The organism is Ectothiorhodospira haloalkaliphila ATCC 51935, assembly GCF_000633935.1.
In the GTDB taxonomy this organism is placed as follows: domain Bacteria; phylum Pseudomonadota; class Gammaproteobacteria; order Ectothiorhodospirales; family Ectothiorhodospiraceae; genus Ectothiorhodospira; species Ectothiorhodospira haloalkaliphila.
Window position 1 is genome coordinate 521725 of sequence record NZ_KK214996.1, and the last position, 22224, is coordinate 543948.

General features: G+C 63.5%; 18 protein-coding genes and 7 tRNA genes. 4 read left to right on the forward strand and 21 right to left on the reverse strand.

The window, feature by feature from the left end; genetic code table 11:
* The first annotated feature begins 85 nt into the window (after window positions 1–85).
* The 3 genes from ECTHA_RS17065 to ECTHA_RS0104230 are packed head-to-tail and all read left to right on the forward strand — an operon-like array spanning window position 86 to window position 2363.
* A complete protein-coding gene (locus ECTHA_RS17065; protein WP_035369121.1) occupies window positions 86–901 on the forward strand; it encodes a Stp1/IreP family PP2C-type Ser/Thr phosphatase in 816 nt (271 codons plus the stop codon).
* A 10-nt stretch (window positions 902–911) separates the two neighbouring features.
* A complete protein-coding gene (locus ECTHA_RS0104225) occupies window positions 912–1634 on the forward strand; it encodes an FHA domain-containing protein (protein WP_029762272.1) in 723 nt (240 codons plus the stop codon).
* 15 nt (window positions 1635–1649) lie between these two features.
* Window positions 1650–2363 (forward strand): FHA domain-containing protein, encoded by a 714-nt coding sequence (locus ECTHA_RS0104230; protein ID WP_025280909.1) that lies wholly within the window; start codon window positions 1650–1652, stop codon window positions 2361–2363.
* On the opposite strand, the gene ECTHA_RS0104235 is transcribed toward ECTHA_RS0104230, so the two are convergent.
* From ECTHA_RS0104235 to ECTHA_RS0104250, 4 genes are read right to left on the reverse strand one after another with little or no spacing between them, the layout of a single operon-like run.
* The gene (locus ECTHA_RS0104235) at window positions 2353–4008 is read right to left on the reverse strand and encodes an ABC transporter ATP-binding protein (RefSeq protein WP_025280908.1); all 1656 of its coding nucleotides are present in this window, start codon (window positions 4006–4008) and stop codon (window positions 2353–2355) included. The two genes, ECTHA_RS0104230 and ECTHA_RS0104235, sit on opposite strands and share 11 nt — an antisense overlap.
* A gap of 2 nt (window positions 4009–4010) precedes the next feature.
* Complete coding sequence (locus tag ECTHA_RS0104240) at window positions 4011–5204, reverse strand: ABC transporter permease (RefSeq protein WP_025280907.1); 1194 nt, start codon at window positions 5202–5204, stop codon at window positions 4011–4013.
* Complete coding sequence (locus ECTHA_RS0104245; RefSeq protein ID WP_025280906.1) at window positions 5197–6579, reverse strand: ABC transporter permease; 1383 nt, start codon at window positions 6577–6579, stop codon at window positions 5197–5199. Before ECTHA_RS0104245 ends, ECTHA_RS0104240 begins: the two co-directional genes overlap by 8 nt.
* A gap of 4 nt (window positions 6580–6583) precedes the next feature.
* Window positions 6584–8458 (reverse strand): peptide-binding protein, encoded by a 1875-nt coding sequence (locus ECTHA_RS0104250; protein ID WP_025280905.1) that lies wholly within the window; start codon window positions 8456–8458, stop codon window positions 6584–6586.
* A 148-nt stretch (window positions 8459–8606) separates the two neighbouring features.
* Between ECTHA_RS0104250 and fabI the strand changes: the two genes are divergently transcribed.
* Window positions 8607–9395, forward strand: a complete 789-nt coding sequence (gene fabI, locus ECTHA_RS0104255) for an enoyl-ACP reductase FabI (RefSeq protein ID WP_025280904.1) — start codon at window positions 8607–8609, stop codon at window positions 9393–9395.
* 99 nt (window positions 9396–9494) lie between these two features.
* Here fabI and ECTHA_RS0104260 read toward each other — a convergent pair whose 3' ends face one another.
* From ECTHA_RS0104260 to ilvN, 17 genes are all read right to left on the reverse strand, one after another.
* Entirely contained in the window at window positions 9495–11396 is a 1902-nt protein-coding gene (locus tag ECTHA_RS0104260) for a SurA N-terminal domain-containing protein (protein ID WP_025280903.1), read from the reverse strand.
* 139 nt (window positions 11397–11535) lie between these two features.
* Window positions 11536–11612, reverse strand: a tRNA-Asp gene (locus tag ECTHA_RS0104265).
* A 45-nt stretch (window positions 11613–11657) separates the two neighbouring features.
* Window positions 11658–11733: transfer RNA gene (locus ECTHA_RS0104270), tRNA-Val, on the reverse strand.
* 12 nt (window positions 11734–11745) lie between these two features.
* The gene (locus ECTHA_RS0104275) at window positions 11746–12018 is read right to left on the reverse strand and encodes an HU family DNA-binding protein (protein WP_025280902.1); all 273 of its coding nucleotides are present in this window, start codon (window positions 12016–12018) and stop codon (window positions 11746–11748) included.
* A gap of 339 nt (window positions 12019–12357) precedes the next feature.
* The gene (gene lon / locus ECTHA_RS0104280) at window positions 12358–14796 is read right to left on the reverse strand and encodes an endopeptidase La (protein ID WP_025280901.1); all 2439 of its coding nucleotides are present in this window, start codon (window positions 14794–14796) and stop codon (window positions 12358–12360) included.
* A gap of 252 nt (window positions 14797–15048) precedes the next feature.
* Window positions 15049–16323, reverse strand: a complete 1275-nt coding sequence (gene clpX, locus ECTHA_RS0104285; RefSeq protein ID WP_025280900.1) for an ATP-dependent Clp protease ATP-binding subunit ClpX — start codon at window positions 16321–16323, stop codon at window positions 15049–15051.
* A gap of 111 nt (window positions 16324–16434) precedes the next feature.
* Entirely contained in the window at window positions 16435–17082 is a 648-nt protein-coding gene (gene clpP, locus ECTHA_RS0104290) for an ATP-dependent Clp endopeptidase proteolytic subunit ClpP (protein ID WP_025280899.1), read from the reverse strand.
* Window positions 17082–18392, reverse strand: a complete 1311-nt coding sequence (tig, locus tag ECTHA_RS0104295) for a trigger factor (protein ID WP_025280898.1) — start codon at window positions 18390–18392, stop codon at window positions 17082–17084. The genes clpP and tig overlap by 1 nt, the downstream gene beginning before the upstream one ends.
* A gap of 111 nt (window positions 18393–18503) precedes the next feature.
* A tRNA-Leu gene (locus ECTHA_RS0104300) sits at window positions 18504–18589 on the reverse strand.
* Window positions 18590–18720: 131 nt separating this feature from the next.
* Window positions 18721–18796: transfer RNA gene (locus tag ECTHA_RS0104305), tRNA-Lys, on the reverse strand.
* Between the two features lie 59 nt (window positions 18797–18855).
* Window positions 18856–18931, reverse strand: a tRNA-His gene (locus ECTHA_RS0104310).
* Window positions 18932–18967: 36 nt separating this feature from the next.
* Window positions 18968–19044 (reverse strand) — tRNA-Arg (locus ECTHA_RS0104315).
* Between the two features lie 27 nt (window positions 19045–19071).
* A tRNA-Pro gene (locus tag ECTHA_RS0104320) sits at window positions 19072–19148 on the reverse strand.
* A gap of 87 nt (window positions 19149–19235) precedes the next feature.
* Window positions 19236–19991, reverse strand: a complete 756-nt coding sequence (pssA, locus tag ECTHA_RS0104325) for a CDP-diacylglycerol--serine O-phosphatidyltransferase (RefSeq protein ID WP_025280897.1) — start codon at window positions 19989–19991, stop codon at window positions 19236–19238.
* Window positions 19988–20617: a phosphatidylserine decarboxylase gene (locus tag ECTHA_RS0104330; RefSeq protein WP_025280896.1), complete on the reverse strand. Its 630-nt coding sequence runs from the start codon at window positions 20615–20617 to the stop codon at window positions 19988–19990. Before ECTHA_RS0104330 ends, pssA begins: the two co-directional genes overlap by 4 nt.
* A gap of 48 nt (window positions 20618–20665) precedes the next feature.
* Window positions 20666–21682 (reverse strand): ketol-acid reductoisomerase, encoded by a 1017-nt coding sequence (gene ilvC, locus ECTHA_RS0104335; protein WP_025280895.1) that lies wholly within the window; start codon window positions 21680–21682, stop codon window positions 20666–20668.
* A gap of 47 nt (window positions 21683–21729) precedes the next feature.
* A complete protein-coding gene (ilvN, locus tag ECTHA_RS0104340) occupies window positions 21730–22224 on the reverse strand; it encodes an acetolactate synthase small subunit (RefSeq protein ID WP_025280894.1) in 495 nt (164 codons plus the stop codon).

Consider the following 22224-nt stretch of genomic DNA (forward strand, 5'->3'; position numbering starts at 1 on the left):
TATTCTGTGATGGCATCGGCAAACGGGCGAGGCTATCCTGAGAGTTCCTTGACCACCTCACCGCACGCAGACGGCGACAGCCCGGATGACCCTGAAAGAGACGCTGCAGATTGCCGGATGTACCGACCCGGGACGCACACGGGCAAGAAATGAAGATGCCATCGGCGAGGACGCGGAACTGGGCCTCATGGTGCTGGCCGATGGCATGGGGGGGCATTCCGGGGGGGATGTGGCCAGCCGCATCGCCGTGGACACCATCATTGCCGAATTACGCCAGAGCCTGGCCCGCGCCGGGGGCGGCCAGGGGGAAAGCAACGATGAGATCAGCCTGCAGGTGCGCGAGGCCGTCATCCAGGCCAACCGGGCGATTCATGAGGCCGCCGCGGATAACGTGGGCAACGCCGGCATGGGAACCACCCTGGCCGTGGCCCTGTTGCGTCCCGGGCGCATCATTCTCGCCCACGTGGGGGACTCCCGGATCTATCGCTTTCGCAACGGCGAGCTGGAACAGCTCACCGTGGATCACACCCTCATCCAGGAACTGGTGGACCGGGGCCTGTGCAGCGCCGACCAGGCACGGACATCATTGAACCGCAACCTGGTCACCCGCGCCCTGGGGATCGACTCCAGCGTGGCGGTGGACATCCGCGAGGAACTGGTCATGCCCGGCGACATCTACCTGCTATGCTCCGATGGCCTCAATGACATGCTGGAGGATGCCATGATCGAGGACGTTCTCGGCCGCCATCAGGCCGACCCGCACGAGGCCTCCCGGGAACTGGTACGACACGCGAACGAGTCGGGTGGCCGGGACAACGTCTCGGTGCTGATCGGGCGCACCTCGTTGGCCTCGCGAACGCGGGGTCGCTGGTATCATCGACTCCTGGGTCTGCGACGGTAAGCTCATGGCCATGAAGTCACTTCCCCGACTGATCATCAACACCGGTGAAACCCTCAGAGGCACCGTGGCCCTGGGCAACAAGCCCATCACCATCGGTCGCCGCCCTGACAACGACATCCGCCTGGACAACCTGGCGGTCAGCGGCTATCACGCCCAGCTGATCCCCCTGCTCAATGACATCATCCTGGAAGATCTGAACAGCACCAACGGCACCCTGGTGAACGATCAGTCCGTACGCAAGCGGGTCCTGCTCGAAGGTGACAGAATCGCCATCGGCAGTCACGAACTGCTGTTCACCCGCGTCCCGCCGGAGGACATGACCGAGGATCAGGACCCTGATCCACCCGAGGAAACGCTGATCGTCACTACCCGCACCGGCAAGAACCCCTCAGACGGGGCGAGTGCCGGCGCAACGCGGGCACCGGGACACACGCCCCTCACCCATGGCGCCTGTCTGCAGGTGCTCACCGGCGCACAGGCCGGGCGGGAATGGCCGCTGACCAAGGCGCTGACCACCATCGGCAGCCCTGGAGTACAGGTGGCAGCCATCAGCCGTCGGGGTGATACCTTTCACATCAGCCGCGTGGAGGGTGGCAGCCACCCCCACGCCCCTCGCCTGAACGGTGAGGATCTGGGCACCCAGCCCCGGGCACTACAACACCAGGACGTAATCGAAATCGCCGGCGTGAGCATGGAATTCATCGACCGTTCCACGCTGAGCCAGCATCACTGACCGGAACCGCTCTCCATGGCACGACTCCTGGCCTACAAGAACCGCCAACCCCAAGGGGAGTTCCCCCTCTCGGAGGGGACGACCACCATCGGTCGCAAGCCCGACAACCTCATCTGTCTGCAGGACCGCACCGTGAGCGGCCACCACGCGCGCCTGCGGCTGTACCGGGAAGAGGTGATCCTGCAGGACCTGGATAGCACCAACGGCACCTACGTCAATCGCGAGCGCATCCAGGAGAAGGCCCTCAAGGATGGGGATTTCATCCTCATCGGCAATTGGCGCCTGCGGCTGCAACTGGAATCGCCTTCGGCCGCTGCGCCCCCACCCATGGATATGCTGCGCCTGGCCACGCCCGGCATGCCACCGGGCCCGGTCTGCGACGAGGTGGCCCGCCGCATCCAGGACATGCAAACACAAGTGGACGCACGCCCCACACAAGATCCACACGCCCCGCGACCCCACGCCCGCCTGCACATCGGCAGCGGCCGCAATCAGGGTCGCAACCTGGATCTGCTCTCACCCCTGAACGTCCTGGGCGAGCCGGGCCGTCAGGTGGTGGTCATTGCCCTGGGAGAACCGGGCCAGGCCACCACGCTGACGAACCTGTTTTCGGAACTGGATCCACCCCAGGTGAACGAAGAGCCCCTGGCCGAGGGGGACAGCCGCAGCCTGCAAGATTGCGATGTGCTGGAGGTGGCCGGGGTGCGCATGGTCCTGGTCATGGACTGACCCGGGGCACGGCGGCCAGCAGCTTGCGGGTGTACTCGTGCTCCGGCTGGCGACAGACCCGGCGCGCCGGCCCGTATTCCACCACCCGCCCCTGATACATCACCGCCATGGTATCGGCCAGGTACTCCACCACGCCGATGTTGTGGGTGATGAACAGCAGGGTCAGCCCCCGCTCCCGGGTCAGGCTCATGAGGATCTCCAGGATCTGCGCCTGCACCGACACATCCAGGGCACTGGTCACCTCGTCGCAGACGATGAAGGCCGGATCCAGCACCAGGGCCCGGGCAATGCCGATGCGCTGACGCTGCCCTCCGGAGAATTCATGGGGATAGCGCCACAGGGTATCGGTGGGCAGTTGCACCTGCTCCAGCACCCTGGCCGCCCGCTCCAGACGATCCTCCTTGTCGATGCCGATCCCGTGCACCGCCATGGGCTCGGTCAGCGTGGCCGCCACCGTGAGGCGCGGATTCAGCGACGACATGGGGTCCTGGAAGATGATCTGCATGCGCCGCCGGTAAGGCTGCATGCGGCTTCGGGGCAAACGGGTGATGTCGTCGCCACCAAAGTGGATGAAGCCGCCGGTGGGCTCCACCAGACGGAGAATGGCCCGACCCAGGGTGGTCTTGCCACAGCCGGATTCCCCCACCAGGGCCAGCACCTGGCCCCGGGGAATCTCCAGGCTCACCCCGTCCACGGCTCGCACGTGGTCCACCACCCGGCGCATCAGCCCCTTGCGCACCGGGAAATGGATCTGCAGGTCATCCAGCCGCACCAGGGGATCGCCAGTGGGTGTTGGTGTCCCGCCCTCCCCCGCCGCCTCCCGACGCCGGGTGAGATTCTCCGGCAGGGCATCGATGAGTTGGCGGGTATAGGGGTGCTCCGGGTGATCCAGCACCTGGCGCACCGTGCCCTCCTCCACCAGCTTGCCCAGGCGCATCACGCCCAGTCGATGGCCCATCTGCGCCACCACCCCGAAATCGTGGGTGATGAACAGGATGGACATGCCATTGCGCTCCTGCAGTTCCCGCATCAGGCGCAGGATCTCCGCCTGCACGGTCACATCCAGGGCCGTGGTGGGCTCATCGGCGATCAACAGATCCGGCTCGCAGGCCATGGCCATGGCGATCATCACCCGCTGGCGCTGGCCGCCCGAGAGGCGATGGGGGAACTCGTCGGCCCGCTCGGCGGGGTTGGGGATCTGCACCTGGGCCAGGGCCTCCACGGCCCGCTCCCGGGCCTCGGCGTCACTGAGCTGGGGCTGGTGCAGCTTGAGCACCTCGACGATCTGATCGCCCACCGGGAACACCGGGTTCAGGGAGGTCATGGGCTCCTGGAAGATCATGCTCATGCGCATGCCGCGGATCTGCCGCCGCCGGGCCTCATCCAGTTGCAGCATGTCCACCACTTCGCTGCGACCCTGCACGTCCCGGGCCCGGAACAGGATCTGGCCGCCCGGATGCCGGCTGATGTCCCGGGGCAGGAGCTGGATCACCGACAGCGCCGTCACCGACTTGCCGCTGCCCGACTCCCCCACCAGACAGAAGGTCTCGCCCGGCTGAATGCCAAAACTCACCCCGTCCACGGCGCGCACCGTCTCGCCGCCGGCCTCCAGATGGGTGTGCAGATCCTTCACTTCCAGCAGCACGGTCAGGCCTTCTTCTTCAGGTAGGGGTCAAGGGCGTCACGCAGGGACTCGCCCACCAGGTTGTAGGCGAACACCGTGAGGAAGATGGCGCCGCCGGGGAAGGCCGCCATCCACCAGTTGAAGGAGGAGGACTGCACCGCCTGGTTGAGCATCTGCCCCCAGGAGGGGTCGTCCACCAGCCCCAGCCCCAGAAAGCTCAGGGTGGCCTCCGCCAGGATGGCCGAGGCCACCCCGAAGCTGGCGGCCACCAGGATGGGGGCCACCCCATTGGGCAGCATGTGCCGGAACAGCACCGAACGCAGCGGCAGGCCGCAGGCCACCGCTGCCTGTACGTAGTCCTGCTCACGCAGTTTGAGAAACTCCGCGCGCACGTAGCGGGCGTAACCGGACCAGGAGGTGATGCCGATGATGATCATCATCATGTACAGGCTGCGTCCGAAGAAGGCCACGAAGGTGAGCAGCAGGAACAGGGTGGGAATGGCCTCGAAGATCTCCACGATGCGCATCCCGATGATGTCGACGATCCCCGAGAAATACCCCATCAGCCCGCCCACGATGATGCCGATGCCCAGGGCGATGCCGGTGGCGATGAAGCCGATCCCCAGGGCAATGCGCGAGGCATGGATCATGCGCGAGAGCACATCGGCGCCGTTCTCCTCGGTGCCCAGCCAGTGGCGGCGGATCTCGTCGGCCAGGGGCGACTCCAGCCCGGTGTCACCGAAATCACGCAGATAGTCCTTGGGGGAGTAAGGCACCGGGGCCCACAGCACCCAGTCATACTGCCCCGCCGCCTCGGCCTCGCGATGCTGCTCGTAGATCACCAGTTCCGGCGGCGTGACGGTGAAGTGGCTGAGGCTGCCGCTGATCACCAGCACGGCCAGCACCGCCAGCAGCTTGTGCCAGAAGGGCCGGCGCAGGAACCACACCGCCACCGCCGTGAAGAACACCGCCAGCAGGGTCACGTCCGCCGCCGTGAGATGGGTCAGCACCGGCGCCATCAGCCCCCCCTCGCCCATGGCCAGCAGCGGATGACTGGTGGCCAGGAAGGGGGCGAACACCGCCACCATCACCAGCAGCAGGATCCAGGTCAGGCCGATGCGCGCGCCCCAGCGCAGCAGCACCTCGCGGACCACCTGGGCGGCATAGCTGCGGCGCTGGCGCGGCGGAGCAAGCGCTTCCTGGGTCGATTCAGTCATAACTCACCCGGGGATCGGCAATGGCATAACACAGATCAGCAATCAGGTAGCCGGCCAGGGTGAGCACACCACTGATCAGGGTGACCGACAGCACCAGTTCCCGGTCACGGGTCTGCACCGCCTCCACGGCCAGCTTGCCCATGCCATCGATGGAGAAGATGGTCTCCACGATCACCGATCCGGCCAGCAGGCTGGGCAGCAGGGTGGCCGACACGGTGATCAGCGGCAACAATGAATTGCGGAACACATGCCGCCAGAGCACGTCCCGCTCGCTCACCCCCTTGGCCCGGGCGGTGCGCGCATAGTCCGAGAGCAGGTTCTCCAGCACCGCCGAGCGGGTGAGCTTGGCGAGAAAGGCAAAGCCCCCGTAGGCCAGGCACAGCACCGGCAGCACCAGATGCCAGAGCCGGTCCAGCAGGAAGCCGCGCACGAACTCCCCCTGGGCCAGCCCCGCCGCCAGGCCGATGCCGATGGCCATGCCCACCAGCCCCAGCAGGCCCACGCGCAGGGCCACGAAACTGTTCCCCGCCGCCAGGGCCAGGCTGCCACCGACGCCGGCCATGAGCAGCAGGTGCAGCAACCCGAAGGCCTGATCCGACACCTGGGCCGCCATCATGAAACCCAGGATTGCGCCGGTGGCACTGCCCACCAGCAGCCGCCAGCGCTGCGCCGCGCGCAGGGCCAGCCAGACCATCAGGGCGGCTCCCAGGCCCGCCAGCAGGAACAACATCAGCAGGTCGGTGGCCGTGCCCCAGTGGGGCAGGAAGGTCATGTCCAGGGCCTCGCGACGATTGATGCCCCCGGTGGGGAACCAGCGCCAGAATTGTTCCGAGGCGAAGAAACCGATGAGCAGCACCCCGGCCAGCATGGTGGGCACCGACCACAGGCCCAGCAGCACCACGCCGGAGCCGGTATCGAAGCTGCCGCCGCGCCGGGTGGCGGCCTGCACTCCCACGGCGATGGCGATGATGTAGATGATGGGAATGGACAACACGTTCAGCAGCAGCGTGATGGGCAATCGCTCGGCGATCAGGTCCCCCACCGGCCTCCCATAGCGGAAACTGGTGCCCAGTTCAGAGCCCTTCCAGAATGAAAAACCCTCGATGGCCCCATCCCGGTCGAAGGTGAAACCGGCCGGCGAGATGTTGTTCACCCAGCGCAGATACTGCACCGGCGGCGGCTGATCCAGCCCGTACATGCGGTTGTAGTAGTCCTCCATGGCCTGCTTGGCCTGGGGCTCCAGGTTCATGCCGTCCACCAGGGACTGGGCACTGATGCCCCCGGGGGCCGCCGCCATGACAACGAACACCACGATGGTGATCCCGATCAGGGTCGGGATCATCAACAGCAGACGCCGAAGGATGTAGGTGAACACGGGGTCAGCGCGCGTGACGTTGTTGTTCGATGGGCACGTAGATCTCCAGCGGCACCGTGCCCAAATTCAGCCCCAGGCGGGTGCGCTTGAGATTGGCCAGCCGGTCATCCACGAAGGCCAGGGTCTGGCGGCGCATCAGGAAGGTGTAGGGCTGGTCCTCGTGCAACACCCGCTGAACCTGGTGCCAGATGGCCATGCGCTCCTCCTCATCCACCGTGGCCCGGGCCTTTTCGATCAGGGCATCCAGCTCCGGGTTTTCGTAACTGATGAAGTTGTCCCCGCCCGACACGGTCTGGCTGGAATGGAACATCTGGTAAACATCGATCTCCACGCCGCTGGTCCAGCCCAGGGTGATGGCATCGAAATCCTTGCGGTTGAGCAGGTCCAGCATCACCGACCACTCGGTGGGCCGGGGGCGCATGAGGATGCCGGCGCGGGCATACAGATCCCGCAGGAACAGCACCATGCGCCGGGTGTCCTCGTTATCCTGGAAGAACACCATATCGAACTCGAAGCGCTTGCCATCGGGGCCCTGGAGGATGCCGTCGCCATTGCGGTCCTCGAAGCCTGCCTCTTCCAGCAGCGCGCGGGCCTTGTCCACACTGAACTCATGGGGTTCCAGGCTGCTGTCATGCTGGGGACTGCGCGGGTTGAAGGGGCTGATGGCCACCTCCGCGTAGCCGAGCATGATCTCGTCGATCACCCGCTCCATGTCGGTGAGATGGGTCATGGCCAGGCGCACGCGCCGGTCGGCGAATCGCGTGGGCTCATCGTTGCGCCGCTGATTCCAGCCGATGTAGGTGTACCCCCCGGTGGGGCTCATGAATTCGAAGTGCTGGGTGCGGGCCCGCAGGCGCTCATCCTCCAGCAACTGTCGGTATTCCCGGGGCCGGGCCGTGTAGAGATCGATGTCCTGATTGCGGAAGGTGGTCAGCCGGGCACTGTCGTTCTCGATCACCCGCCATAGCAGGCGGTTGAAGGGCGGGTCCACCGGCCCCCAGTAACGGGGATTGCGCTGCAGTTCCACCATGCCGGCGTCCGGTGTCCAGCCCTTGGGATCGCTCAGGCGATAGGGGCCAGAGCCCAGCAGCAGGCCGCGGGATTCATTGAAGCGGCGGGGCTCATCCAGGTAAGGCTCGTAGAAGTGGCGGGGCATCACCTGCATGCCGCCGGCCAGGGAAAGACTGTTGAAATAGGGCTCGGAGAAGGTGAAGGCCACCTCGTGCTCGCCCAGGGCCTCCACCTTTTCCAGTTTTTCCAGGAAGGCCCGGGCCCGGGGGGCAGCGATGTCATCGTTCATGATGAACTCGTAGGTGAACACCACGTCATCCGCGGTGAGGGGCTCGCCGTCGGAGAATTCCAGGCCCTGCCGCAACTGGAAGGTGATGGTGAGCCCATCGTCGCTGAATGCCCAGTCCCGGGCCAGCAGGCCCTGCCATTCCAGGGTGTCCGGGTCGCGCACCAGCAGGGACTCGAGCACATAACTCTGCACCTCGCTGGCGTAGGCATCGCTGGACACCAGCGGCGTCAGTGTGGACAAGCCGGTGGGAAAGGCCCGCACCAGCCAGTCTCCGGTGGCAAAGTCCGGTTGCTGGCTGGCCTCGAAGGCCCGGGCAAAGGCCTCGGGCACGGCATCGGCATCCGCCGGCCCCTCCCCTGCACCGGGCGCCACCACCCCGGCCCGCAGCCGCGCATCCAGCCCCTGCACCGCCCCGCGGATGCGACGCAGATCGTCTCCCTGCTCCTGCAGGGTACGCTGCATCTCCGCCATGCGGGACCACTGCCGATCCACCTGGTACATGAGCAGGATCAACAGCAACCCCAGACCCAGCAACAGGCCCAGCATCACGAAGTCTTTCGAGGTGTAGCGTTTTTCCATCGGACGGGTCCATGACGGCTTGAGGGCCAAGTCTCCGGGTTCGGCGAGGGTGTGACAAGGGGTGGGGCGCGCGTCCCGCACCGTTAGTAGTATCATGTCCGCCGAATCATCTTGATACCACTGAAACAGACAGACAGGAGATCACAGCATGGGTTTCATGACCGGCAAGCGGGTGCTCATCACGGGCGTGGCCAGCAACCGCTCCATCGCCTATGGCATTGCCAAGGCCATGGCGCGTGAGGGCGCGGAACTGGCCTTCACCTACCAGGGCGATCGCCTGAAGGATCGGGTGGCCAAGCTCGCCGGGGAATGCGGCTCCAGCATCGTGTTGCCCTGCGATGTATCCAGCGACGAACAGATCAATGCGGTTTTCGAGCAACTGGGTCAGCACTGGGATGGACTGGAGGGCCTGGTACATGCCATCGCCTTCGCCCCCAAGGAGGCCCTGGAGGGTGATTTCCTGGATGGCATGTCCCGGGAGGCCTTCAACACCGCCCATGACATCAGCAGCTACAGCCTGGCGGCCCTGGCCAAGGCGGCCCGGCCTATGATGAAGGGCCGGGATGCGTCCATCCTCACCCTGTCCTACCTGGGCGCCGTGCGTTCCATGCCCAACTACAACCTCATGGGCCTCGCCAAGGCCAGCCTGGAGGCCAACGTGCGTTTTCTGGCCTACACCCTGGGCCCGGAGGGCGTGCGCGTGAACGGCATCTCCGCCGGCCCCATCCGCACCCTGGCCGCCGCCGGCATCGGCGACTTCCGCAAGATCCTGGACCATGTGGAGAACAATGCCCCGCTGCGTCGCAACGTGACCATCGAGCAGGTGGGCAACGCCGCCGCGTTCCTGTGCTCGGACCTGGCCTCGGGCATCACCGGGGAGATCACTTACGTGGACTCCGGCTACAGCACCCTGGGGCTGGGGCCGGCGGAGGTGTGAGGGGTTCTACTGTGCTCTTCTCCCCAGGGCAACAATGAACTACTGATGGACGCCCTTCTCCCCCTTGGGGGAGAAGGGTTGGGGATGAGGGGCGTGGGATCAGAGGTTGTCCCGGTGGATCTTGATATCCGCCTGCGCCTGCAGGGACTCCAGCACCGCCTCGAAGTCCAGCGCACCATACAGGCCACGCAGATGACCGCGAGCACCGCTCAGTGCACGCTGATCCGGTTCCACGTTCCGTACCTCCTGCAGGGTCAGCAGCGCGTAGTCCCCGTCTTCCAGGCTCACGCCGCCCGCCGTGTGCCGCCCTTCCCGGGGCGCCGACAGACCAAAGGCCGTGCGCAGGATTTCGTTGGGCACGCGGGCATCCTCGCGGGTCACCGTGCGGTTCTCATCCAGTTCACCCGGCAGGCCCTGAGTCACCTGTGACAGGCTCTCGCCTTCCCTGAGGGCCTGCAGCAGCACCTCCCCGGCTTCTCGTGCCAATCGCGCGGATTCCTCGGCACGAATCAGCTCGCGGATTTGATCCTCCACCTCTTCCAGAGGACGGGGCGTGGACGGCTCGTGCTCCTTGACTCGAATCACCAGGGCCCGGCCATCGGCCAACTCCAGTAGATCGCTGTTGCGCTCCTCCTGAAGCACCGGCGTGCTGAAGGCCGCCCGGCGCACTGCGTCCTGCTCGCCGATGCCCTCGCCTTCATCGCGGGTCAGCCAGTCGGTTTCACGGACTTCCAGACCCGTGGCATCCGCCACGGCGGCCAGACTGCGGGGATTTTCATAGGCCTGGGTGATCATCTGCTCGATGAGTTCGATCTGCCGGGATTCCACCTGACGGGCGCGGACCTCCTGTTCCACCTCGTCACGCACGGCCTCGAAGGGCTCCGATTCAGCAGGCTGGATCTCCGTCAGGCGCAGGATATGAAAACCTTCATTGGTCCGCACCGGCTGGCTGATCTCCCCCTCATCCATGGTGAACAGCACACCATCCAGGGCCGATCCCAGGTCCCCCCGTTGCAGATACCCCAGGTCGCCACCATCACCGGCGCTGAAGTCATCCTCGGAGGCCTCCCGAGCCACCGACTCGAAGTCTTCACCTTCATCGATACGGGCGCGCAACTCCCGGGCCTTGCTGCGCAACGCCTCCACCTGGGCATCATCCGCATCCCGGGGCACGCGCACCAGGATGTGCGCCGCGCGGCGCTCCTCCGGCGAGGTGAAACGATCCAGTTCCTGACGATAATGACGCCGCAGTTCCGATTCGGACACACTCAACTCCGATTCCAGGCGCCCCAGATCCAGTTCCACATAACTCAGGCGCACCCGCTCCGGCGTGCGGAAGCGCTCTTCATTCTGGGCATAGTAGGCCTGTACCTGGTCATCATCGATATTCACCTCCCGGGCATAGTCCTCGGCAGGGATGATGAAATAACTCAGGGTGCGCTCCTGGTTGCTCAGGCGCAGGTACTCTCGCACCTCGGCGTCGGTGACCAGGGCCGAGTTGCGAACTCCCGCCTCGAACTGCTCCAGACGCAGACCCTGTGCCACATCGGCCTCGAAAGCGCCGCGGCTGATACGCTGAGCCTCCAGCAGCCTTTGATAGCGCTCGGGGTCGAAAACACCGTTCTGATGGAACACTTCAATGCCGGACAACTCCCTGGCGACCGCTTGCTGGCTGATGGTGAAACCACGCTCGCTCACGATCTGCCTGACCAACTCACGCCGGATCACGGATTGCAGAGCGTGCTCCCGCAGGGCCTGTTCATCCAGGACACCGTCGGGCAGACGTCCACCAAAAAACTGCGCCATCTGGTCGCGCTGACGCTGCACCTCCCGCTGCAACTCCCGGGTGGTGATCTCGGTGCCGTTGACCTCGGCCGCCACCAGGCGGGCGCCGCCACCGAAATACTCGTGAACCCCCCAAAGAGCAAACGGGATGGTGATCATGATGATGATGGCGTAGGCGAACCAGCCCGACGCCTTGTCGCGAATTTTCAGAAGCATGGGGTATTAGCTATCCAACAACGGAAAGTGAGGTCCATGATACCCAAAAGCGCATCGGGTTTCGCGGGGGAGGTGAGCAGATCCAAAGGGGAGCCAGAAAGCAAAAAGGGTGCCCTGAGGCACCCTTTTTGTTTGAATATGGCGGAGCGGACGGGACTCGAACCCGCGACCCCCGGCGTGACAGGCCGGTATTCTAACCAACTGAACTACCGCTCCAAATTGTAATCTAATGCTACCAGAATTCTTCTGGAATGAACACCTTGGTGGGTGCTGAGGGGATCGAACCCCCGACATTCGCCTTGTAAGGGCGACGCTCTACCAGCTGAGCTAAGCACCCGATGAAAGCGCGCTAGTTTACAGCATCTTTCAGTGCTTTACCAGCCTTAAAGCTCGGGACTTTCGAAGCCGGGATCTGGATGGTGTCGCCGGTGCGCGGGTTGCGGCCGCTGCGGGCATCGCGCTCACGAACCAGGAAGGTTCCGAAACCGACGATTGTCACCTGATCACCTTGGCGGAGTGTATCAGAAATCACATCAACAATGGAATCCACCGCACGCGCGGCTGCAGCCTTGGGGAGGTCGGCGGAGCTGGCGACGGCGTCAATGAGTTCGGATTTATTCATTCAGTTGTACCTTCAGTTAGGCAATAGCGTGGACGAAGCGCGTGGCGTCTCGCCGAGTCAAGGGAAATAGCCAGCCTGAGCGCCTGAAAAAAACGGGCGGCACGGACTCGGTTCGTCAGAGGTTACAGGGATTTATTGTTATGGGCGCTTGGACAAGAACGCGGACTTTATACCAAGCGCATTTCGAAGCTGTCAACAACGCGCCCGGGCCGCAAAGCCCCGCGCAGCGCCGTTTGTGGCCATTATCAAGAACCTGCGCGCACACCCTCGGGCTGTCCTTGCGGACGCGTCCGAGGCTGTGCGCGCAGGCAACTCCCGACAAAACGCCGGGGTCAGGCGCTAGTGGTGCGGCACGCGGCCTGTGGATCCCTTGCCGGCGGGCTTGGCTGCCACCTCCGGTTTCTCCGGGGCCTCTTCCTCGGCACCGGCCGGACGCTCCTTGAGCGCAATGGCCAGCACCTCGTCAATCCAGCGCACCGGGCGGATATCCAGACGGCTCTTGATGTTCTTGGGGATATCCGCCAGATCCTTCTCGTTCTCATGAGGAATCAGCACGGTCTCGATACCGCCCCGGTGGGCCGCCAGCAACTTCTCCTTGAGGCCGCCGATGGGCAGCACCTCGCCCCGCAGGGTGATCTCCCCGGTCATGGCCACATCGGAGCGCACCGGGATCCCCGTGAGCGACGAGACAATGGCCGTACACATGCCAATACCGGCGCTGGGACCATCCTTGGGCGTGGCCCCCTCGGGCACGTGGATGTGGATGTCCTTCTTCTCGTGGAAGTCCTCGGCAATGCCCAGGGTCTGGCAACGACTGCGCACCACGGTCATGGCTGCCTGAATGGACTCCTGCATCACGTCCCCGAGCTTGCCGGTGTGGATGCACTTGCCCTTGCCGGGTACCACAGCCGCCTCGATGGTGAGCAACTCGCCACCCACCTCGGTCCAGGCCAGACCGGTCACCTGCCCCACCTGATCGTGCTCCTCGGCCACACCGTAGCGGAAACGCCGCACACCCAGGTACTTGTCCAGGTTCTTGGGCGAGACCACGGTCTTGCGGTCCGAGGCCTTGATCAGATGGGTCTTCACCACCTTGCGGCAGATCTTGGAGATCTCACGTTCCAGGTTACGCACCCCCGACTCGCGGGTGTAGTAACGCACGACATCGCGGATGGCCGCCTCACTGATGTTCAGCTCATCCTCCTTCAGGCCGTTGTTCTTCATCTGCTTGGGCACCAGGTAATTCTGGGCGATGCTGGTCTTCTCATCCTCCGTGTAGCCGGGCAGACGGATCACCTCCATGCGGTCCAGCAACGGACCGGGAATGTTCATGCTGTTGGCCGTGGCCACGAACATGGTGTCCGACAGGTCAAAATCCACCTCCAGATAGTGATCCGCGAAGGTGCTGTTCTGCTCAGGGTCCAGCACTTCCAGCAGGGCCGAAGCCGGGTCGCCCCGGAAGTCCATGGCCATCTTGTCGATCTCATCCAGCAGGAACAGCGGATTACGCGTACCCGCCTTGGACAGGTTCTGAACGATCTTGCCCGGCAGGGCGCCAATGTAGGTACGCCGGTGACCACGGATCTCGGCCTCGTCGCGCACCCCACCCAGGGACATGCGGGTGAACTTGCGATTGGTGGCCCGGGCGATGGAACGCCCCAGGGACGTCTTGCCCACCCCCGGCGGGCCCACCAGGCACAGGATGGGGCCCTTGAGCTTGCGCACACGCTGCTGCACGGCCAGGTACTCGAGGATGCGCTCCTTCACCTTTTCAAGACCGTAGTGATCCTCGTCCAGAACCCGCTGGGCCTCCTCGATGTCGTTGCGCACCTTGGAGCGCTTCTTCCAGGGCACGCTGGTGAGCCATTCCACGTAGTTGCGCACCACCGTGGCCTCGGCCGACATGGGTGACATCATCTTGAGCTTGTTGAGCTCGTTCTGGGCCTTCTGCTTGGCCTCCTTGGGCATGCCGGCCTTTTCCACCCGGCGCTGCAGCTCCTCGAACTCGTTGGGGGCATCTTCCAGGTCGCCCAGCTCCTTCTGGATGGCCTTCATCTGCTCATTGAGGTAGTACTCGCGCTGGCTCTTCTCCATCTGCTGCTTCACGCGGCCGCGAATGCGCTTCTCGATCTGCAGGATGTCGATCTCCCCTTCGATCAGGGACATCAGGTGCTCCAGGCGAGTGCGCACGTCATCCACCTCGAGGATCTTCTGCTTCTCCTCGATCTTCAGGGACATGTGCGCGGCGATGGTATCTGCCAGGCGCGCAGCGTCCTCGATGCCCGCCAGGGAAGTGAGGATCTCGGGCGGGATTTTCTTGTTGAGCTTCACATACTGGTCAAAGAGATTGAGCACCGAACGTGTGAGCACTTCCATCTCCCGCTCGTCGACGCTGGTCTCCTGAGGGATCATGGAAATCTGTGCCGAGAAATGCTCCTCGCCATCGGTGAGTTCCATCACCCGCGCCCGCTCCGAGCCTTCCACCAGGACCTTGATGGTCCCATCGGGCAGCTTGAGCAGTTGCAGGATGGTGGACAGGGTGCCCACCCGGTGGATCTCTTTCGCCGATGGCTCGTCCACCTCGGCGCTCTTCTGGGCCACCAGAAGGATCTGCTTGTTGTTTTCCATGGCGGTGTCCAGCGCCCGAATGGACTTCTCGCGACCTACGAAGAGCGGGATCACCATATGGGGATAGACCACCACGTCCCGCAGCGGCAGGACGGGCACCGTCTGGATGGGCTCGTTGGTGGCTGCTTGGGTCTTCTGTTCGTTATCCATGGTGCTTGGGTCTCGTCTGGATTCGGTATGGGCCCCCGCCGATCCACGGCGCGCGGGGGGTGGCACGCGCCAATACCTTATTTGATGGGTATGTTAACGGCGAATTCAAGGACCAAAGGAAAAAAAGCCGGAAATTCCAGCCTGGGAGGGTCAAAACGAGAGAAAAGGGGGGTGAATGGTGAGAAAAACCAGAACAGGGGGGCAGATCTGAATCTGCCCCCCCTTTGGCCAGCATGGCGCCGGGGATACCGATCAGTCCGACGCGGCCTTCTGGTAGTCGGAGTTCTCGTAGATCAGATAGGGCTTGGCGTCCCCCATGATCACTGCATCATCAATGACCACCTTGGAGACATTCTCCGTGGAGGGGATCTCGTACATGCTGTCCAGGAGCACCTGCTCCAGAATGGTGCGCAGACCACGGGCACCCGTCTTGCGCTCCATGGCCTTCCTGGCCACGGCCCGCAGGGCATCCTCGCGGAACTCGATCTCCACCCCTTCCATCTCGAACAGCTTGCGATACTGCTTGGTCAGGGCGTTCTTGGGCTCGGTGAGGATGCGGATCAGGGCATCTGAATCCAGCTCCTCCAGCGTGGCCACCAGAGGCAGCCGACCCACGAACTCGGGGATCAGACCGAACTTGACCAGGTCCTCCGGCTCCACGCCAAACAGCACCTGGGAACTGGAACGGGATTCATCCTTGGCCTTCACCTCGGCAGAGAAGCCGATACCGCCCTTCTCGGTGCGGTCCCGAATGACCTTTTCCAGGCCGGAGAACGCCCCGCCCACGATGAACAGGATGTTGCGCGTATCCACCTGCAGGAATTCCTGCTGAGGGTGCTTGCGGCCACCCTGGGGCGGCACCGACGCCACGGTGCCCTCGATCAGCTTCAGGAGTGCCTGCTGCACACCCTCGCCGGATACATCACGGGTGATGGAGGGGTTGTCGGACTTGCGGGAGATCTTGTCGATCTCATCGATGTAGACGATACCCGTCTGGGCCTTTTCCACATCGTAGTCGCATTTTTGCAGCAGCTTCTGGATGATGTTCTCCACATCCTCGCCCACGTACCCCGCCTCGGTGAGGGTGGTTGCATCGGCGATGGTGAAGGGAACATTCAGCAGGCGGGCGAGGGTCTCGGCCAGCAGGGTCTTGCCCGAGCCGGTGGGGCCAACGAGCAGGATGTTGCTCTTGGCCAGCTCCACGTCGTCCTTGCCGCTCTTGGCTTCCAGACGCTTGTAATGGTTGTACACGGCCACGGAGAGGATCTTCTTGGCCCGCTCCTGACCAATCACGTATTCGTCGAGAATCTGGTTGATTTCGTGGGGCGTGGGCAACTTGCTGCCCGAGGCGGCCGCCTGCTCCTGCATCTCCTCACGGATGATGTCGTTGCACAGCTCCACGCACTCGTCGCAGATGAACACGGACGGACCCGCGATCAGCTTCCGCACCTCATGCTGGCTCTTGCCGCAAAAGGAGCAATAAAGCAGTTTCCCGCTGTCCGAATCCTTGCCTTTGTTGTCGCTCATCGCCGACCTCAATTCGTACCGTTCGGTTACACCTTGCCCCTTTTATCAGCAGGATGCAAGCCGCCCGCGGGCAGGGTTATTGGGTGCCGGAGCGCGCCCGGCACCCGACTATCAGGGCTTCGCCGGCGGCGTGCGGACGTCGAGCACCTTGTCCACAATGCCGTATTCCTGGCTCTCCGGGCCACTCAGGAAACGATCCCGCTCGGTATCCTCGGCGATACGCTCAATGGACTGCCCCGTGTGGCGGGCCAGGATGCCATTGAGTTGATCCCGAACCTTCAGGATTTCCCGGGCGTGGATATCGATGTCCGTGGCCTGACCCTGGAAACCACCCAGAGGCTGGTGGATCATCACCCGCGAATGGGGCAGGCAGTAACGCTTGCCCTTGGCGCCACCGGCCAACAGAACGGCACCCATGCTGGCAGCCTGACCGATGCACAGGGTGCTCACGTCCGGCTTGATGAACTGCATGGTGTCGTAGATGGCCAGGCCGGCGGTGACCACACCGCCCGGCGAATTGATGTAGAGGCTGATGTCCTTGTCGGGGTTCTCCGACTCCAGGAACAGCATCTGGGCCACGATCACGTTGGCCATGTAGTCTTCCACCGGACCCACGGCAAAGATCACCCGCTCCTTGAGCAGGCGTGAGTAAATATCATAGGCGCGTTCGCCACGGGCGGTCTGTTCGACCACCATGGGCACCAGGTTCAGGGCCCGGGTATCCTGGGCCCCACCACTTGTCAAACCATCATCTTGCATCAGGCCTGATTCTCCTGGGAAGGATTCATGAGGGCGTCGAAACTCATGGGTTCGTCGCTGACCTCGCACTGGGCCAGCACCCATTCGACCACCTGCTGCTCAAGCACCATGGCTTCCAATCCGCTCATGGCCTGCTTGTTACCACGATAATAGCTGATCACTTGCTGCGGATCTTCATAACCGGCGGCCATGGCCTCCAGCTCGGCGGTGACCTTGTCCTGGTCCACCTTGATATCGTGCTGGCGAACGATCTCGCGGATCACCAGCCCCAGGCCAACGCGTCGCTCGGCGTCTGCCTTGAACTGCTCGTCGGGCAGCTGCGGCGCCCCTTCCTGGTTCATGCCGTAGCGGGACTGAGTCTGCTCGCGCAGGCGGTTGATCTCTTCCTGCACGATGGCTGACGGCAGATCGACGGAGTTACGCTCCAGCAGGGCGTCCATGACCTGGTCCTTGACCCGCGCCTTGACCGCCTGCCCCATCTCGCGGGACATGTTGTTCTTCACTTCCTCGCGCAGCTTCTCCATGCCGCCCTCTTCCACTCCGAAGGCCTTGGCGAACTCGTCGTTCAGCTCCGGCAGGGAAGGCTCCTGGACCTTCTTCACGGTGAGCGCAAACTCGGCCGTGCGGCCTGCCAGGTGTTCGGCCGGGTAATCCTCGGGGAAGTTCACCTCGATGGTCTTTTCCTCACCGGGGTTCACGCCAGGCAGCTGGTCTTCAAAGTCTTTGATCATGCGACCCTGGCCCAGTTCAATCGGCACGTCCTCGGCCTCGCCACCCTCGAAGGCCTCGCCATCCAGGGTGCCCTTGAAGTCCACCACCACCTGGTCTCCTTCAGCGGCCGGGCGCTCCACATCCACCCACTCACGGCGCTGCTTGCGCAGGGACTCGATCACCTTGTCCACGTCCGCCTCGGTGATCTCCACCTGAGGACGCTTGATCTGGGCGCCGGACATGTCGGCAGGCTGCACCTCGGGGAACACCTCGAAGGTGGCCACATATTCCAGCGGCTGACCCGCCTCCATGGACTGGGGCTCGATGTCCGGGGTGCCGGCGGGGATGATGCGTTCCTGAGCCAGGGCCTCCTGGTAGGAGGACTGCAGGATCTCGCCCAGAACTTCCTGATACACACCTTCGCCGTAGCGCTTCTGCACCACCTTGAGGGGCACCTTGCCGGGACGGAAACCATCGATGCGCACGCGCTTGACCAGCGACTTGAGGCGACGATCCACCTCTTCCTGAATGCGCTCGGCAGGCACCTGCACCGTCATCCGCCGCTCCAGGTTGCTCAGGGACTCCACTGATACTTGCATGGAATGAAAACCTCTTCGCCTCTAAATTTTCGAATCTTGAGTCGTGGCAAACCCGGCGTCCCTTGGGGCGCCTTGCAGCCACTGCGGGCTCGACTTGCCAAACGCGTAAATTGGTGCGAAAGGAGAGACTCGAACTCTCACGGGTTTTCCCCACTGGAACCTAAATCCAGCGCGTCTACCAGTTCCGCCACTTTCGCATGCATCCATTACCAACCGTGCAAACCCGGGATTATACAAGCACGCCACACGCACTATAACCCATTGCGCCGCCCGTGCCGCAGATACGAAAAGGCCCGGCATGCGCCGGGCCTTTTCGAAACACACAAAATGGTGGGCCGTGAAGGACTTGAACCTTCAACCAATGGATTAAGAGTCCACTGCTCTACCAATTGAGCTAACGGCCCGTCTGACTGGTACCCGCTTTCGGGTTACTGCCAGGGTCGCCAGATACCCTGCCAGAAGATGGGGTGGCCGACGGGGCTCGAACCCGCGACAACCGGAATCACAATCCGGGACTCTACCATCTGAGCTACGGCCACCATCATTTTCAACACTGCCACCGGTCACCCGGCAAATGGCGCGCCCGGCAGGACTCGAACCTGCAACCCTCGGCTTAGAAGGCCGATGCTCTATCCAGTTGAGCTACGGGCGCGGAGTCCACGCATCCTCCGGGTCTTTATGGTCGGGGTAGAGGGATTCGAACCCCCGACATCCTGCTCCCAAAGCAGGCGCGCTACCAGACTGCGCTATACCCCGGATTTCCCAACCTCACAAACAGCCGAGGCGACGCGGAAGCCGTGGATATTAAACCCATATTTCCACCGCGTCAATGCGCGAACAGGGTCAATCCCCTCCGGCACGCAGCATGCGCTTGCGCCGCCAGCGCAGCAGCGCCAGGCCCGGGCCGGACAGGGCATACAGCAAGAACCCCGTCCACAGCACCTTGGCCGGATCCAGGGCTGTCAGCATCACCGCGAAAAGCACCCCCAGCACGACAAAGAACGGCACGCGGTGACGAAAATCCATATCCTTGAAACTGAAGTAGGTGAGATTGCTCACCATGGCCGCACCGCTGAGCACCGTGAGCAGCAACGCGAGCAGGAACAGATCCTGACCCGCAAAGCCCAACTCATTCCATACCCACACCATCCCCATCAGCACGGCAGCCGCCGATGGACTCGGCAGCCCCTGGAAAAAACGCTTGTCGGAACTACCCGCCTTCACATTGAACCGGGCCAGACGCAGGGCGGTGGCGGCGGCATAGAAAAAGGCCACCACCCAGCCCAGCTGCCCCAACCCCGACAGGGCCCACAAATAGATGATGATGGCGGGCGCCACGCCAAAGGAGACCATGTCCGCCAGGGAGTCATACTCGGCCCCGAAGGCGGTCTGGGTCTGGGTCATGCGGGCCACGCGCCCATCCACGCCATCCAGGATCATGGCCACGAAGATCGCCACTGCCGCCGCGGTGAACTGCCCCTCAAAGGCGGCGATAATGCCGTAGAAACCGGCAAACAGCGCCCCCGTGGTGAACAGGTTGGGCAGCAGGTAGATACCGCGCCGCCCCCGTGGGGGCGTTGCCTCACCTTCGTCGTTCACGACTCGGCTTCCTGCTTTTTATGGACCAGGGTGGCCATCACATCCGTCGCCGCAGCCACACGCTGGCCCGGCTGCACCTCGGCACGCGACGTGGGCGGCAGGTAAACCTGAACCCACCGGCCAAACCCCAGAAAGCCGCAACGACGGCTCTGGCCCAGACGATCGCCGCTACCGGCCACGCAATTGAATACATGCGGCCAGGAGCGACTTTGCATGGCCACAACCACATCATCCCCCTCGTCGGTCTTCAACCAGACGGCCAGATGCCCGCTGGCATCCACGGCATTATCGGTCTTGCGACGGAAGAATTGCTGCACCCGGCATTCCAGCGGGCTGTACATATTGAACTCCCCACGCCAGTTCTGGCGCAGGGTGATGCGCAACGCCGGACGCTCCAGGAACGGGTCGTGGCACTCGTCCACGGCCGTCACCCGCGCATCCAACGGACTGAAAACGGCCAGCGGGCGGGAGGGTGTATCCCGCCCCCGGTTACGAAACACAAAAAAGCCGCCCAGCAGCAACAGCCACGTGGGGGCGGCCCACACGCCCAAAAACAAATGCGCCACGGCCACCAACACGGCCAGCAGCGCAAGATAGGCACGTCCTTCCGGAGCAATGGGTAACATGATCATCCCGGCCCCGGGCACGCGGCGCGCACCCGGGGCGTTGAGGCTTTAGTTCTTGGACTTGTCGACGATCTTGTTGTCCTTGATCCAGGGCATCATGTCCCGCAGGCGGCTGCCCACCACTTCCAGATCGTGCTCGCGGGCCAGGCGACGGCTGGCCTTGAGGCGCGGCGCACCGGCCTTGTTTTCCAGGATGAATTCACGGGCAAACTCACCGGTCTGGATCTCGCTCAGGATCTTGCGCATCTCTTCCTTGGTCTGCTCGTTGACCACGCGCGGGCCCCGGGTGATATCACCGTATTCAGCGGTGTTGGAAATGGAGTAACGCATGTCGGCCACGCCACCTTCGTACATCAGGTCGACGATCAGCTTGAGCTCGTGCAGGCACTCGAAGTAGGCCATCTCCGGCGGGTAACCCGCCTCGACCAGGGTTTCAAAACCGGCCTGCACCAGGGCAGAGGCACCGCCGCAGAGCACGGCCTGCTCGCCGAACAGGTCGGTTTCGGTCTCGTCCTTGAAGGTGGTCTCGATGATGCCGGCACGACCACCGCCATTGGCGGAGGCATAGGACAGCGCGATCTCCCGGCCACGGCCCGTGGCGTCCTGATAGACGGCGATCAGGCTGGGCACACCGCCACCCTGGGTGTAGGTGGAACGCACCAGGTGACCGGGGCCCTTGGGGGCGATCATCAGCACGTCCAGATCAGCACGGGGCTGGATCTGCTCGAAATGCACATTGAAGCCATGGGCGAAGGCCAGGGCACCGCCCTCCTTCAGGTTGGGCTCGATCTGCTGAGCATACAGGTCGGCCTGATGCTCATCCGGGGCCAGCACCATCACCAGGTCGGCACCCTTCACGGCCACTTCGATGTTCTTCACATTCAGGCCAGCGTCCTCGGCCTTCTTGGCGGAGGACGAACCCGGGCGCAAGCCCACGGTCACGTCGACGCCGGAATCCTTCAGGTTGTTGGCATGGGCATGACCCTGGGAGCCATAACCGATGATGGCCACCTTCATCCCCTGGATGATGGAAAGATCGGCGTCTTTGTCGTAATAGACCTGCATTTGGTAAATCCCCGGAAAATGAACGTTGGGTTGAAGGGAAAGAGCAATCAGAGTTTCAGGGCCACGTCGCCACGGGCAATCCCCATGACGCCGGAGCGCACCACCTCGATCACCTCGAAGTGGCTCATGGATTCCACAAAGGCGTCCAGTTTGTCGCTGTCGCCGGTGAGCTCCACCACGTAGGTGGCGGCACTCACATCGATGATGTGACCGCGGAAGATCTCGGCCATGCGCATCACCTCGGCGCGCTGGTCGGCATCCTGCACCTTGAGCTTGATGAGCATCATCTCGCGCTCGATGTGGCGATGCTCGGTCAAATCCAGCAGCTTGACCACATCCACCAGCTTGTTGAGCTGCTTGGTGATCTGCTCGATCACCTGGTCCGACCCCCGGGTGACCAGAGTCAGTCGGGACAGGGTGGGATCCTCGGTGGGCGCCACGGTCAGCGATTCAATATTATAGCCACGAGCCGAGAACAGGCCGGCCACCCGGGAGAGGGCACCGGACTCGTTTTCCATCAGTATCGAGATAATGTGTCGCAT

Coding starts and splice junctions, on each gene's coding strand:
- ECTHA_RS17065 (WP_035369121.1), top strand. CDS start 86: ATGACCCTGAAAGAGACGCTGCAGATTGCCGGATGTACCGACCCGGGA.
- ECTHA_RS0104275 (WP_025280902.1), bottom strand. CDS start 12,018: ATGAATAAATCCGAACTCATTGACGCCGTCGCCAGCTCCGCCGACCTC.
- clpX (WP_025280900.1), bottom strand. CDS start 16,323: ATGAGCGACAACAAAGGCAAGGATTCGGACAGCGGGAAACTGCTTTAT.
- lon (WP_025280901.1), bottom strand. CDS start 14,796: ATGGATAACGAACAGAAGACCCAAGCAGCCACCAACGAGCCCATCCAG.
- ECTHA_RS0104260 (WP_025280903.1), bottom strand. CDS start 11,396: ATGCTTCTGAAAATTCGCGACAAGGCGTCGGGCTGGTTCGCCTACGCC.
- ECTHA_RS0104225 (WP_029762272.1), top strand. CDS start 912: ATGAAGTCACTTCCCCGACTGATCATCAACACCGGTGAAACCCTCAGA.
- ECTHA_RS0104240 (WP_025280907.1), bottom strand. CDS start 5,204: ATGACTGAATCGACCCAGGAAGCGCTTGCTCCGCCGCGCCAGCGCCGC.
- ECTHA_RS0104230 (WP_025280909.1), top strand. CDS start 1,650: ATGGCACGACTCCTGGCCTACAAGAACCGCCAACCCCAAGGGGAGTTC.
- clpP (WP_025280899.1), bottom strand. CDS start 17,082: ATGCAAGATGATGGTTTGACAAGTGGTGGGGCCCAGGATACCCGGGCC.
- ECTHA_RS0104250 (WP_025280905.1), bottom strand. CDS start 8,458: ATGGAAAAACGCTACACCTCGAAAGACTTCGTGATGCTGGGCCTGTTG.
- ECTHA_RS0104330 (WP_025280896.1), bottom strand. CDS start 20,617: ATGTTACCCATTGCTCCGGAAGGACGTGCCTATCTTGCGCTGCTGGCC.
- ilvC (WP_025280895.1), bottom strand. CDS start 21,682: ATGCAGGTCTATTACGACAAAGACGCCGATCTTTCCATCATCCAGGGG.
- fabI (WP_025280904.1), top strand. CDS start 8,607: ATGGGTTTCATGACCGGCAAGCGGGTGCTCATCACGGGCGTGGCCAGC.
- ilvN (WP_025280894.1), bottom strand. CDS start 22,224: ATGCGACACATTATCTCGATACTGATGGAAAACGAGTCCGGTGCCCTC.
- tig (WP_025280898.1), bottom strand. CDS start 18,392: ATGCAAGTATCAGTGGAGTCCCTGAGCAACCTGGAGCGGCGGATGACG.